This window comes from Spirosoma arboris, from assembly GCF_009754945.1.
In the GTDB taxonomy this organism is placed as follows: Bacteria; Bacteroidota; Bacteroidia; order Cytophagales; family Spirosomataceae; genus Spirosoma; species Spirosoma arboris.
The window spans coordinates 262,099-275,824 of record NZ_WPIN01000008.1 but is presented as its reverse complement, the minus strand read 5'-3'; the positions used below and the strand labels follow the sequence as shown (position 1 = coordinate 275,824).

Below are 13,726 nucleotides of genomic sequence, written 5' to 3'. Positions count from 1 at the left end.
ACGTTCCTAAGCACTCCCCTTTCTCAATGGACATCCCACAAATTAAAAAGCCCCCCATTACCTACGACGTTGCGATTGTTGGCTCTGGTGCGGGTGGCGGTATGGCCGCTTACATGCTGGCGAAAGCAGGCGCAAAAGTCATTCTCCTCGAAGCAGGCGGCTATTTCGACCCAGCCGATCCTAAGTATATTACGCAACTGAAATGGCCCTGGGAGTCTCCCCGACGTGGCGCAAGCACCGAATTCCGTTCGGGTGGCGATTTTGATGCGGCCTGGGGTGGTTGGGAAATTGATGGCGAGCCCTATTCAGCTAAAGAGGGCACCGAATTTGGCTGGTTCCGCTCCAGAATGCTTGGCGGACGTACCAATCACTGGGGGCGTATCTCCATGCGTTTCGGTCCCGATGATTTCCGGCGTCGTTCACTATCCGGCGTTGGCGACGACTGGCCAATTGGTTACGATGATCTCAAACCCTATTACGATAAAGTAGACCGTCTGATTGGTGTTTTTGGATCAGTTGAAAATTATCCGAATGAACCCGATGGTATTTTCCTACCTCCTCCCAAACCACGTCTCCATGAGTTGATGATTCGAAAAGGGGCCAGAAGCATCGGGATTCCGGTTATTCCATCACGACTGAGTATTCTGACCAAACCGATCAACAAAGACCGGGGTTCCTGTTTTTATTGTCGCCAGTGTAATCGGGGCTGCCAGGCTTATGCCGATTTTTCGGCCTCATCGGTACTCTGTATTCCAGCGGTTAAGACTGGGAATGTAACGCTTGTCAATGGAGCTATGGTTCGTGAAGTACTGACCGACCCACAAACGGGGCTGGCAACAGGCATCAGTTATGTAGATAAGGGTACCTTACAGGAAATAACCGTACGAGCTAAAGCAGTTATGCTCGGAGCCAGTACCTGCGAATCGGCCCGGATACTTCTCAATTCTAAATCCCCTCGATTCCCCAATGGCTTAGCCAATAGCAGTGGTGTAGTGGGAAAATACCTAAACGATTCAACTGGTGCCAGCCGATCAGGTTTTATACCTGCCTTAATGGATCGTAAACGCTACAACGAAGATGGTGTTGGCGGCATGCACGTGTTTACCCCTTGGTGGCTGGACAACAAGAAGTTAGACTTCCCCCGTGGGTACCATATTGAGTACGGTGGTGGTATGGGAATGCCTGGTGCTGGCTATGGCGGAGGAATAGAATCTCAAAACGGTTCGATTCCAGGTCGTGATGGAAAAATGAAACCCGCTGGTGGCTATGGCGCAGGCCTCAAAGACGATTACCGTCGATTCTACGGCGCTTACGTTAGCATGTCGGGACGAGGTGAGCCAGTCCCTCTCGAAAGTAACTATTGCGAAATCGATCCGAACAAAGTAGACAAGTACGGTATTCCGACCCTGCGTTTCCACTATAAATGGTCGGATTACGAAGTGAAGCAAGCTAAACATATGCAGGATACCTTCGAGGAAATCATTCATGCCATGGGTGGTACTCCACTAGGACAAAAACCAGGTCCCAACACAGCGCACGGATACGGGCTAGCTGCTCCCGGACGTATTATACACGAAGTGGGTACAGTCCGTATGGGCAACGACCCACAAAAATCAGCTCTGAACAAATTCCAGCAGGCTCATGATGTGAAAAATCTATTCGTGGTTGACGCTGCTCCATTCGTTTCGCAAGGTGACAAAAATGTAACCTGGACCATTCTGGCAAGTGCCATGCGTACATCTGAGTACCTGATTGATCAGGTAAAGCAGAAGAATATTTAAGTAGCGTGGACAAACTCCTGGTACGCCACCAGTATTACAAATAAGAAAGCGGCCTGACGTTTGAACGTCAGGCCGCTTTCTATTATAAATCAGTTATCTCTTACTCAACCACTGCTTCGGGCTTCTTCACCGTAATTGTCAGTGTTTCACCTTCACCGCTATAGTCAGCCAGAATTACGTCACCTTCTTTTAGTTCTCCTTTCAGGATTTCTTCCGCAACGGGATCTTCGAGGTAACGCTGGATGGCACGGCTCAACGGGCGAGCACCGTATTGAGGATCGTATCCTTTTTCGGCCAGAAAGTCTTTCGCTTTCTCCGTCAGTTCGACTGTATAGCCAAGGTTCGTAACACGACCCAGCAGTTTACCCAACATCAGGTCAATGATTTTGTGGATGTCTTCGCGTTGGAGCGAGTTAAATACAATCACATCATCCAGACGATTCAGGAACTCAGGTGAGAAGGCTTTCCGTAACGCACTTTGAATCGTGCTCTTCATCAGGTCATCCTGCGTTTCAGCATTCTTCTTGGTGGCAAAACCGATACCAGCACCAAAATCTTTCAGATCACGAACCCCAATGTTAGAGGTCATAATGATGATCGTGTTCCGGAAATCTACCCGGCGACCCAGACCATCAGTCAGAATACCATCATCAAGAACCTGTAACAGAATGTTGAACACATCTGGGTGAGCTTTTTCGATTTCATCCAACAGCACGACACTATAAGGCTTCCGGCGAATTTTCTCGGTCAACTGACCGCCTTCTTCGTAACCTACGTAGCCTGGAGGTGCACCAACCAAACGGCTTACACTGAATTTCTCCATGTATTCCGACATATCGATACGAACCAGTGCATCGTCTTTATCGAACAGGTAAGTAGCCAATACTTTAGCAAGTTCGGTTTTACCTACACCTGTTGGGCCGAGGAAGATGAACGAACCGATTGGTTTCTTAGGATCTTTCAGACCAACACGAGTCCGCTGAATGGCTTTCACCAGCTTGTCGATGGCTGACTGCTGACCGATTACGCGGCCTTTCAGTTCATCGCCCATGTTGACAAGTTTCTTGCCTTCATCGTTCGATACGCTCGTAACAGGAATACCTGTCATCATGGCCACAACTTCGGCCACGTTTTCTTCCGTAACCTTGTAACGACGTTTCTTGGTGTCTTCTTCCCAGAGTTGTTTTGCCCGCTCAAGTTGATCGATCAGGCGTTTTTCTTTATCGCGAAGCTGAGCAGCTTCTTCGTATTTCTGGCTTTTAACAACCTGATTTTTCTCTTTCTTAATATTCTCGATTTGCTCTTCGAGTTTGAGAATATCTTCAGGAACGGTGATGTTCGAAATGTGTACGCGAGCACCCACTTCGTCCATAACATCAATCGCTTTATCAGGCAGGAATCGATCCGAGATATACCGTTCCGACAACTTCACCGCAGCCTCAATAGCTTCTTTGGTGTAGTCGACATGGTGGTGATCTTCGTACTTATCCTTGATGTTGTTCAGAATTTCGATGGTTTCATCAATCGATGTAGCATCGACCATAACCATCTGGAAACGACGGGCGAGTGCGCCATCCTTCTCAATATACTGACGATACTCGTCGAGCGTTGTCGCACCAATACATTGAATGTCGCCCCGCGCCAATGCCGGCTTGAACATATTCGATGCATCGAGCGAACCTGACGCACCACCTGCACCCACAATTGTGTGCAACTCGTCAATGAAGAGGATTACTTCCGGCGACTTTTCAAGCTCGTTCATTACCGCTTTCATGCGCTCTTCGAACTGGCCACGGTACTTAGTACCCGCCACGAGCGATGCAAGATCGAGTGTAACTACGCGCTTACCGAACAACACCCGAGATACTTTCTTCTGCACAATGCGCAGAGCCAGTCCTTCAGCGATGGCGGTTTTACCAACCCCTGGCTCACCAATCAGGATTGGGTTGTTTTTCTTCCGGCGGCTCAGAATCTGGGCCACACGTTCAATTTCCTTTTCGCGACCAACAATGGGATCGAGTTTGCCAACTTCAGCTAGTTTAGTCAGGTCTCGGCCAAAGTTATCCAACACAGGTGTCCTTGATTTTTCGGAACCTTTTGGGTCTTTGCCTGAACCGGAACTGCTTCCGCCAAACATGCCACGGTCGTTGTCGTCATCGTCGGTTTCGGGTCCCATCACCGGGCGGGTTCCCGAAGATTGATATTCGAGCATCTCCTTAATGACTTCGTAATTAATATTGAATTTATTGAGAATCTGCGTGGCGACATTGTCTTCATCGCGCAGAATCGACAGTAAGAGGTGCTCCGTACCAATGAGCGGGCTCTTGAAAATCTTAGCTTCCAAATAGGTGATTTTCAACGTCTTTTCCGACTGACGGGTCAGAGGAATATTCGCTAAATTTTTCACGTTGTTGGTGGCCGTCCCTTTCGTGGCCTGTTCAATAGTGACCCGGAGTTCGTCGAGTGAGATACCGAGTTTCTTCAGTAAGCCCACCGCCACACCCTCACCCTCACGAATCATACCCAGCAAGAGGTGTTCTGTGCCGATATAATCGTGGCCTAAGCGTAAGGCTTCTTCCCGACTCAGCGTGATGACTTCCTTGACGCGGTTTGAGAATTTTGCTTCCATTCGTTTTAGGGTCTCCTTAGGTAAGCTACTATACTGGCCTAACGAAGAGTTTTAAGGATTTGTTCACTCCCGAAGGCCAGCCTTCAACACGTCTGAGGCAGACGGTCCCTGGCAGAACAACAGGTCTACAATACTAAGATTTGGTACAAAATCAACGCCAAAATTTTGTGGGTACGCCACAGGCTGATGGAATATATACGTTTCCGGCCCATTTCCCGGATTTAGCATCGAGCGAGCGTCAAATAGGCCGACCGATGCTAGTTTATCGTACCATTCTGTCAGGTTCAAGGCTATCCTCAACTGGAGCAATTTCAGACAAATTGTCAGCAGTTCAACGTTCAAATCGAATAAAAACGTCCATTTTTTTTGATAAATCGGTTCAAAATAGGGCGCGTAGTATTCGAAAAATGGAGCCTTCCCATAAGCAGCCTGTAGGCATCGCCAGTGATGCATCTGCCAGTTCTGGTCATTCGCCACACGAAGATCGCGAATAGGCTGATGGTGGGTTCCTTGCAGTACGGGCACTGTTAAGGCATCAACTTTGTTAGCTGTCCGAACATAGCACCGATTTCGATAACTTTGTTTCTGGTAATGCTCGCATGCTTCAATTTGTACTCCTCCAAACCGCATTAGCCCCGACATATAATCTAAACAGGGCAAATAGTGTAGTTCAACTAATAAACTGGTCGGATGAGACCCTAACGAATGCTTTTCCAATGACTCCACAAGTATCCGTTCACAAATAAAGCAAAAATTCAATACCACCAACTAGTTTTAGCATTTTTTTAATTTCCGACTACAGCAGCGGTTTCGACTTCTGTTCGCTCTACGTTACTTAAATGATCTTTTTTCGATTATTATCACGTTTGCCATTAAAAGTACTTTATGGCATTTCTGATGTATTGCAGTTTCTATTATTCTGGATAATCCGCTACCGAAGACGAGTTATTCTTGAAAATTTAAGACTCTCTTTCCCCGAGAAGTCACCCGCTGAGATTCGTCTGATTATGAAGGAATTTTACCGTAATCTGGCCGACTTATTTGTCGAAACAATCAAGCTACCTACCTTTTCTCCAGCTGAGCTAGAGCAGCATGTTCGGATTATAAATATAGAGTTAGTCCAGGCAAAAATACAGGCAGGCAAGACGGCCATTGCCATGACTTCTCATCAGGGAAACTGGGAATGGTTTCCAGGGCCTTTTGTATTAAAGGGCATCCCCGTCGATAGTGTGTATAAGCCGCTGACCAATCCATTTTTCAATAACCTGATGCATCAAATAAGGTCTAGCTTTGGAGCCATCCCAACCGATATGCATCTATTGCCTCGGCAAATGGTTGCCCGCAAGAATACTCCCCGACTAATTGGCCTCATGTCCGACCAAGTACCTGATGTTCCTGAGCAAGCCTACTGGACTGATTTCCTCCATCGCGATACGCCCTTTTATCCGGGCGCCGAACGGCTGGCCCGTAGCCGGAACCTGGCTGTATTTTATATGGAGCCAGTACGAGTGCGACGGGGCTATTACGAAATTTCGATTCAGTTGATTGCCGAGCCACCCTATACGGATTTACCAGCGGGTACGATTTTGGAGCGCTATCGCGACTGCATTGAGGCCACTATTCGAAAAAATCCCTCCAGCTGGCTCTGGTCGCACAAGCGATGGAAACACTGGCGTGGGAAATACGCCAAAGTAGGTGCGAAACTGGAATAACTCTTTTCAGATACTACGCGTTTTATGTGCTTTTTCGACTAGAAAGCACGCTGTTTCTCAGAATAACAATATGATTTTTGCTAACTAATTTAGTATTTTTTATATTTAGGCCAGTCAATAGTTTTATATCTCCTTCCGTACTGTACGCCTAAATGATATTTTTTCGGCTTTTGTCCCGTTTGCCTTTCAGTGTTCTATATAGCATTTCGGACATTTTATACTTTGTGATTGTCTATGTAGTTCGCTATCGACAACAGGTTGTTCTAGAGAACTTACGACTATCATTCCCAGAGAAATCATCTGCCGAAATCCGTCTGATTTCGAAGAATTTCTACCGTAACCTGACCGATATACTTGTCGAAACAATTAAGCTATCTTCAATTTCTGCCTGTGAATTAAAAAAACGGTTTAAGTATACGAATCCAGAGTTAATAAAGGATTTCCTGACTGTTGGGAAAACGGTAATCTGCACGGGCTCGCATCAGTGCAATTGGGAATGGGTTCCGTCAGCAGCGGTCATTATTGATATCCCAGTCGATAGTGTATATAAACCACTAACTAGTCCAGGCATGGAGAAGCTCATGCAGGAAGTTCGCGCCAGTCACGGGGCAGTACCTACACCAATGAACTTGTTGCCTCGTCAGATGGTCGTTCGGAAAGATATTCCCCGCGTAATTGCACTCGTGGCCGATCAGGTTCCCGATGTACCAGAGCAAGGCTACTGGATGGATTTTTTACACCGCGACACGCCTTTCTATCCCGGCAGCGAACGACTGGCCCGTAGTCGCAACTTACCCGTATTTTTTCTGGAATTGATTCGTACGCGAAGAGGCTATTACGAAGGCACCTTTAAGCTCATAGCCGAGCCTCCTTACACTGACTTGCCACAAGGAGCAATTCTCGAAATCTACAGAGATAAACTACAAGCCAGTATCTGCAAACACCCTTCAGACTGGCTCTGGTCGCATAAACGCTGGAAACACTGGCGGGGAAAGTATGCAAAGGTGTGTGCGAAACTTGAGTAAAAACTGTTCCAGGTTTAATGTTTCAGGTTCCAAGTTGACTCATACAAAAGATGATATGCGTTAACTTGGAACCTGAAACATTAAACCTGGAACATCTTACAGCGAATCCCGACGAGCTTTCTCGGCTCTTGTTGAATCTCGTTTATCTTTCAGTTTACGCGCTTCGGTCGAAATTGCATCCGAGGCATTATCTAATCCTCTATTAACTGCCCGGCCTGTTCGTTGAGCTGTGGTATCAATTGCCTCACCGGCTACTTTTGCTTTGCTCTTAATACCTTGCCCTACTTCCCTGGTCGTTTCACCAGCTGCCTGGCCAGTATTTTTAAGATCATCTTTCAGCCGGGCTTTCCGTTCGGCCTTTTCCTGCTTTCGCATTTCCTTCTTACTCATCGTGGCTGTACTGTCTTGCGCGTAGGCACCAACAGTAAGCATAAAAGCGAGTGCAAATGCACTGAATAGCTTGGTTTTCATAACGTTGTTGAGTTAGTTAACTAGGTTGTATACTGATTTTGACGACGAACCCAGGCAGACGCCAGTTTGAGCGTCATGCTGGTACGTTCAACAGCCTGCCGAGCGTTTTGTTTATTAAATTTGACGCAACGGCCTTATGATCAGCGCCAATGTTTCCGTAGCACAGGATCGTTTTCAAAATTTAGCTACATTACCTCTAAATTCCTGAACCACCGCGCCTTCATGAGTAATTGGGTTGACCAAATAGATTGGGATGAGCTTATAGCAGAAATCTGTCTTGAAAAATGTGTTCTTATTGTAGGCCCTGACCTGATTTCGTTTGAAAACGGTCAGACACTTTTTCAGGTGTTGCGTCAGCAATTAACACATGATGCAAATCTTAAGGATCATGTAGTGGAGAGTCCGCAGTATATTTTTGAGCACGAAGAATTGCTCCAACTTCAAGCAAATAAGAAACCTACCCGGCTATTCACGTTTTACCAGAATTTTTACAACGCCCTTACTGACTTTGATGAGCCGTTCGAAAAAATTGCCCAACTACCATTTCATCTGATTATTTCTTTATTGCCAGACAAACGCTTGCCAAACAAGTTCAAGGAAATGGAGAAGAGTCGGCCATATCAATTTGACTACTATACACCAACAGAGAAACGGGAAGTTCAAGAATTTAATAAGACCAAACCTCTGGTTTATAATATCCTTGGAACAATAGATGACCCTCCTACTTATATTATCACCTTTGATCACCTGTTCAACTACCTACAAGGCATCCTAGGCCCGCATACTCTACCATTAGAACTTGATAAAAGGCTCAAAAAAGCGACAACCTTTTTATTTCTAGGCGTGCATTTTGAAAAGTGGTACATGCAGGTACTTCTGCGGATTTTTACTCCTCAAGCGACAAAGACTAACCCAATTTCCAAGTATTCACTCTTACAGGCAGAACAGGCTAACGACGTCTGTACATTTATTGCCAACCGCCTGGAATTAGAATTTTTAGCCGTTAAGCCAATAGATTTTCTCAATAAACTTTACCAACGTTTTGAAAATCAGCAATCAACTGATGACAAATGTCGGTTGATTCAAAAGCCAGCAAAAGCTACTGTTTTTGTATCCTATAGCCATACTGACAACACTGATCTTAAAGTAGTAACTCAGCTAACTAACGCATTAAAACAGGCAAACATTAAAGTTGTCATAGACGATGAATCAATGCAACCGGGTACTCTCATTAGTCAGTTTATGGAGAGAGTCCAGGATGTTGACAAAGTGGTCGTCATTTTATCAGAAAACAGCTTACAGTCTCCCTATGTAGGTTTTGAGATCATGCACAGTCTCGAAAAGAAGATCAAATTGATACCTTGTTTCTTGGACAAACGATTTCTGGAAGCCGATTTTGTCATGCAGGTGAAAAGCGTGGTACGAATAAAAATTCAGGAAATTAGAGATCAGATTAAAGAAAGACAGGACGCAGATGATTTGGATGGGGCATATGACTTAATGCGACTATTACAACTCTGGCAGAACTTTGGGCGCAATCTGGATGAATTATTCGATGAACTTCAAGGCCGCAAATGCATTTCATTACTACCATCTGACTGGGAGACTGGTGTTCAGCAAGTTATAGCCGCCATTTTATCCTAACTAATGCCATTTGGAATGGAATCGTCAACCATTACGCCCCGCTACCGATACCCAGGTGTGAAACCGTTCACGACTGAGGAACAAGGTTTGTTTTTTGGGCGCGACAAAGACATTGACGATTTATTTAGCCTGATTTTCGTAAAGCAAGTCGTTGTACTAAACAGCAAAAGTGGTTATGGCAAAAGTTCGTTAATCAATGCGGGTATCATTCCTAAGCTGCAAGCGGAAACGCAATTTGTTTACTTCCCAATCCGATTTAACAATTACTCAGAGAAGGAAGATCCAACTGAAGAAGCTATTTCGCCGACAGATACTGTTCGTCTGCTGTTAAAAGCTGGCTCTCCAAGCGTAACTGAGACAGAACTATTTTCACCTTTAGATACGCTCATTAAAGATGAAAATTCATTCTGGTATTGGCTTAAAACGCGCCAGTGGAAAAGCCAGCAAACGCAGTTCATCCTATTTTTTGACCAGTTTGAAGAACTGTTTACTTACAAGAAACCCCAGATTGATGAGTTTTCAGAACAACTAGCCCAGTTGCTTTATCCCTCTATTCCCCTACAGTTCCAGCAGCGGATGGTTGAATTAGATAAGCTGAATTTGCTGGATGATCCCTTGCAGGATTTTTTGTACCAAAGCCCCGATGTCAAAGTTGTAATCTCGATGCGCTCTGACCGTTTATCACTTCTCAACGGTATCACTGATCGACATCCAGCAATTTTGCAAAATTGGTATGAACTTAAGGCACTTAGTCGAACACAGGCGGAAGAAGCTATTATCAAACCCGCCTTAAAAGAAGATATAAGCTACAGTTCTCCAACGTTCACGTATACTTCTGATGCAGTAGAAGCGATTCTGGATAATATAGCCGATCAACAGGACGGAAAAATCGACTCGGCGACCTTGCAAATTCTTTGCCGATATATCGAAAACGAATTGGTTGGCAAACAATCCGATGTGGAAATAAGCCCTAAAAAGTTAGGAGACATTAAGGATATTTTTCAGAAATATTACGAAGGAATTCTGAACCAGTTTACTGAAGATAACCGCTCTAAAGTTCAACGATTAATTGAGGATGAACTTATTGCTGTGGATAGCGACAGTCGAAATTCTCTTTCTGAAGGTTTTATCCATGATCGACTGAAAATTAACCCCGACTTGCTAACTCAACTTGAGGCAAGTTCCTTACTCCGGAAAGAACGTGATGCTAATGGACGATTGCTCTATGAGGTGAGCCATGACACGTTGGTAGGAGCCATAAAGCGAGTAGCAGCAACCCGTTGGGCTGTAGAAGACGAAACTCGAAAAAAGAAACTTGAGCAGGACTTAGCTGACGAACGAACAAGGACTGAAGAATTACAAAAGTTAACAAAGCGAGCGCAGGATAATGAGAAAAAAGCAAAGGCGCGTAGCCAAATAGCCATAGGCGCGGCTATAGTTGCTTTACTTGTAGCGGGTTTAGCCGTGTATTTTTGGCTCCAAGCCCAAAATGAACAGGAACGGGCTGAGCAGGCAGAAAAAACAGCTAATCAAAACGCTCAATCCCTCTCCATAGCCTTAGATCAGGTCAATTTGCAGAAGGTGAATGAATTGCAGGCAATAGGCCAACGCTATGAGGAATACGACGAATATGCCCTGGCGCTTCAGGTTTATCGTAAAGCAGACTCTTTAGTTAGCAACATCCAAAAACCAACGGCTGGTTTACAAATTAACACCCCAGCCGAAGCGATTTCGGACAGCGACTTAGCTGTTTTGAAAAATAGATTAGTTACACGTATCGATTCCTGTCAACAAAAACTTCAAAAGCAGCCATGACACGCTTCTCTGTACTACTCGCCTTTGCTTTTCTGGTGGTCTTATCTGCCGCAGGGCAGGGTTGCCCGTACTATAAGCATCTTATGGATCAGGGAACGCAGTTTCAAAAGGACAAACTGTACGAGAAAGCCTTAAAAAAATATAATGCAGCCAAACTCTGTGCACCGGAGCAGACGAAGTTGATCGACCAAAAGATTACTCAGCTTTTTAGCGATATTGAACAAGAGAAAATTGAGGCTGAAAAGCAGCGAAAAGCAGCCCAACTTGCCCAGAAGGAAACTAAAAAGCAGCAACTTCTCGCTGAAAAAGCAAAGAAAGAAGCAATTAGTCAAAGAGACTCAGCCAGATTAGCCCAATTGAAGGCAGAAAGACAACAAGGTATAGCAGAGAAAGCCACAATAGAAGCACAGCGACAAAGAGATACAGCGCAATCATTATTCTGGGTCTCCGAAAGTGATAAGTTTATTCTAGGCGGAGTGCTACGATCACTTGAAAAGGGTAGCAAATACGTTTTAAGTATTCCTATATACGAACGTATCGCCAGAATATTTAATAAAGGAGATAAGAATCTATTTATTTACAGTATACTGACGCATCAGAGTGCTGTAAATTCGGCCGTTTTCTCACCGGATGGTAACCATATTATGACTGCGTCGTATGATAAAACAGCCAAAGTATGGGACTTAAGGGGAAACAAACTGATCACACTGACACATCAAGACCCTGTCCACTCGGCCAAATTCTCCCCTGATGGCAACCGTATAATAACTGCATCTTATGATAAAACAGCTAAGGTCTGGGATCTGAAAGGAAACCTAGTAGCCACGCTACCGCATCAAGGCCCTGTCAGATCAGCCGCTTTCTCGCCTGATGGCAATCGTATTGTGACCACATCTGACGATGAGACAGTCAAAGTATGGGACTTGGCGGGAAACCTCCGAACCACGCTAACGCATCAAGGCTATGTATATTCGGCTGAATTCTCGCCTGATGGCAACCATATTGTGGTCGCTACACTTAAAACAGCCAAAGTATGGGACTTAAAGGAAAACAAACTGATCACACTGACACATCGAGGCTCTGTCAGTTCGGCCGTTTTCTCACCTGATGGCACCTATATTGTGGTCGCTACAGGTAAAACAGCCAAAGTATGGGACTTAAGGGGAAACAAACTGATCACACTGACACATCAAGACCCTGTCTACTCGGCCAAATTCTCCCCTGATGGCAACCGTATAATAACTGCATCTTATGATAAAACAGCTAAGGTCTGGGATCTGAAAGGGAATCTAATAACCACGCTACCGCATCAAGGCCCTGTCAGATCAGCCGCTTTCTCGCCTGATGGCAATCGTATTGTGACCACATCTGACGATGAAACAGCTCAAGTATGGGACTTGGCGGGAAACCTCCGAACCACGCTAACGCATCAAGGCTCTGTCAGTTCGGCCGTTTTCTCGCCTGATGGCAACCATATTGTAACTGCATCTTATGATAAAACAGCTAGAGTGTGGAACCTAAAGGAGAACCTAATACCTACGCTGACGCATCAAGGCTATGTATACTCGGCCGAATTCTCGCCTGATGGCAACCGTATTGTGACCGCGTCTTATGATAAAACAGCCAAAGTGTGGGACTTGAAGGGAAACTTACTGACTACCCTACCTCATCAGTTCCCTGTCTTCTCGGCCGAATTCTCACCTGATGGCAACCATATTGTGACTGCGTCTACTGATACTAAAATCTGGGATCTGAAAGGAAACCTACTAATCACATTAGCACATCAGAGCTCAGGTAGACATTCCACTTTTTCGCCTGATAGCAACCGTATCGTGACTGCGTCTTCTGATAATACAGCCAAAATCTGGAACCTGAAAGGAATTCTAATGGCTACGCTACCGCATCAAGGCCCAGTCAGATCAGCCGCTTTCTCGCTTGATAGCAACCGTGTTGTGACCACGTCTGACGATAATACAGTCAAAGTCTGGGACCTGAAGGGGAATCTATTAACCACGCTACTACATCTGGGCTATGTCACATCAGCCGCTTTCTCGCCTGATGGCAACCGTATTGTGGTCGCTACAGATAAAACAGCCAAAGCTTGGGATCTAAAGGGGAACTTAGTGATCACAATGACACATCTGGACTATGTCAGATCAGCCCAATTCTCTCCTGATGGCAACTATATTGCGGTCGCTACAGATAAAACAGCCAAAGTCTGGGACTTGAAAGGAAACCTAGTAGCCACGCTACCGCATCAAGGCCCAGTCAGATCAGCCGCTTTCTCGCCTGATGGCAACCGTATTGTAACCACGTCTGACGATAAAACGGCCAAAATCTGGGATCTGAAAGGAAACCTACTAATCACGCTGGCGCATCTGGCTTATGTCAGTTCGGCTGTTTTCTCGCCGGATGGTAACCGTATTGTGACCACGTCTTATGATAACACAGCCAAAATCTGGTACACTGCCGAAGGAGCCCTCAAATGGCTTAAAGAAAACAACGATAAAGTACCCCAACTCACAGAAGAAAATAAAAAGAAATATGGGGTGGAGGATTGAGGTAGTTAAGCGAACATTTATAGGAAACCCAACGTTTTCCAGCTAAACAGGCACGAAACCGGAAAACCGCTTTTTCCGTACCTTTGTG

At 45.4% G+C, this 13,726-nt stretch carries 9 protein-coding genes; 6 read left to right on the top strand and 3 right to left on the bottom strand.

Features of this window, described 5'->3' with window-relative positions; genetic code table 11:
- Positions 1-26 precede the first annotated feature (26 nt).
- Positions 27-1,781 carry a GMC oxidoreductase gene (locus GO755_RS22050; protein ID WP_157587451.1) on the top strand — a complete coding sequence of 585 codons (1,755 nt, stop codon included), beginning with the start codon at positions 27-29 and terminating at the stop codon, positions 1,779-1,781.
- Positions 1,782-1,881: 100 nt separating this feature from the next.
- Here GO755_RS22050 and GO755_RS22045 read toward each other — a convergent pair whose 3' ends face one another.
- Both GO755_RS22045 and GO755_RS22040 read right to left on the bottom strand, forming a co-directional pair.
- Positions 1,882-4,410 (bottom strand): ATP-dependent Clp protease ATP-binding subunit, encoded by a 2,529-nt coding sequence (locus tag GO755_RS22045; RefSeq protein WP_157587450.1) that lies wholly within the window; start codon positions 4,408-4,410, stop codon positions 1,882-1,884.
- 63 nt (positions 4,411-4,473) lie between these two features.
- Complete coding sequence (locus GO755_RS22040; protein WP_317165937.1) at positions 4,474-5,136, bottom strand: WbqC family protein; 663 nt, start codon at positions 5,134-5,136, stop codon at positions 4,474-4,476.
- Positions 5,137-5,249: 113 nt separating this feature from the next.
- On the opposite strand from GO755_RS22040, the gene GO755_RS22035 reads away from it, so the two are divergent.
- Both GO755_RS22035 and GO755_RS22030 read left to right on the top strand, forming a co-directional pair.
- Entirely contained in the window at positions 5,250-6,122 is an 873-nt protein-coding gene (locus GO755_RS22035; protein ID WP_157587449.1) for a lysophospholipid acyltransferase family protein, read from the top strand.
- Positions 6,123-6,274: 152 nt separating this feature from the next.
- Positions 6,275-7,147 carry a lysophospholipid acyltransferase family protein gene (locus GO755_RS22030; RefSeq protein ID WP_157587448.1) on the top strand — a complete coding sequence of 291 codons (873 nt, stop codon included), beginning with the start codon at positions 6,275-6,277 and terminating at the stop codon, positions 7,145-7,147.
- Between the two features lie 96 nt (positions 7,148-7,243).
- Here the strand turns inward: GO755_RS22030 and GO755_RS22025 are convergent, their stop codons facing one another.
- On the bottom strand, positions 7,244-7,618 hold the full coding sequence (locus GO755_RS22025; protein WP_157587447.1) for a hypothetical protein: 375 nt from the start codon (positions 7,616-7,618) through the stop codon (positions 7,244-7,246).
- Positions 7,619-7,693: 75 nt separating this feature from the next.
- Between GO755_RS22025 and GO755_RS22020 the strand changes: the two genes are divergently transcribed.
- From GO755_RS22020 to GO755_RS22010, 3 genes are read left to right on the top strand one after another with little or no spacing between them, the layout of a single operon-like run.
- A complete protein-coding gene (locus GO755_RS22020; RefSeq protein ID WP_157587446.1) occupies positions 7,694-9,262 on the top strand; it encodes a toll/interleukin-1 receptor domain-containing protein in 1,569 nt (522 codons plus the stop codon).
- 15 nt (positions 9,263-9,277) lie between these two features.
- Positions 9,278-11,077: an nSTAND1 domain-containing NTPase gene (locus GO755_RS22015; RefSeq protein ID WP_157587445.1), complete on the top strand. Its 1,800-nt coding sequence runs from the start codon at positions 9,278-9,280 to the stop codon at positions 11,075-11,077.
- Positions 11,074-13,638 carry an eIF2A-related protein gene (locus GO755_RS22010; protein ID WP_157587444.1) on the top strand — a complete coding sequence of 855 codons (2,565 nt, stop codon included), beginning with the start codon at positions 11,074-11,076 and terminating at the stop codon, positions 13,636-13,638. The genes GO755_RS22015 and GO755_RS22010 overlap by 4 nt, the downstream gene beginning before the upstream one ends.
- Positions 13,639-13,726: the final 88 nt, after the last annotated feature.